This is a genomic window from Polaromonas sp. P1_G2, from assembly GCF_056405515.1.
Genome location: NZ_JBFUBY010001633.1, coordinates 1 through 374, shown reverse-complemented (window position 1 = coordinate 374; position 374 = coordinate 1). Strand labels below are relative to the sequence as shown.

General features: G+C 59.1%; 1 protein-coding gene. It reads right to left on the bottom strand.

All coding sequences use genetic code 11. The features are described from left to right. On the bottom strand, nt 1–374 hold a 374-nt coding region (locus AC1D0P_RS31875; protein WP_477680379.1), incomplete at both ends, for an SRPBCC family protein.

Genomic DNA, 374 nt, shown 5'->3' with positions numbered 1-374 from the left:
GCGTGAACACCGTGCGGTTTTCAGCGGCGAAGGGTTTGAGGAAATTGAGCTTGATCTCGATCCGCGAAAAGGGTTCGGCGGCGATGATCTCCATGCGGCCGGCTCCGACCTTCTTGTTGCCTTCCCACATATAAACAGCGCCGGGACCAGCCTCCGCGCCGGCCATGGTTTTTGCCATCGCGGGATCGAGCTTCTCCCATGGCGACCAGGCCGGCCAGCGTCGGAAATCATTGATCAGGCCATAGACGCGCGCGGCAGGCGCCCGGATCGAGATGGACCGCCGGATCGAAAACTCGTTCGGCTTGGTCATCGCGAAGATGACCAGCACCAGAATGAGCAACAGCACGATGACAAAGATATAGAGCAGGAAGTTG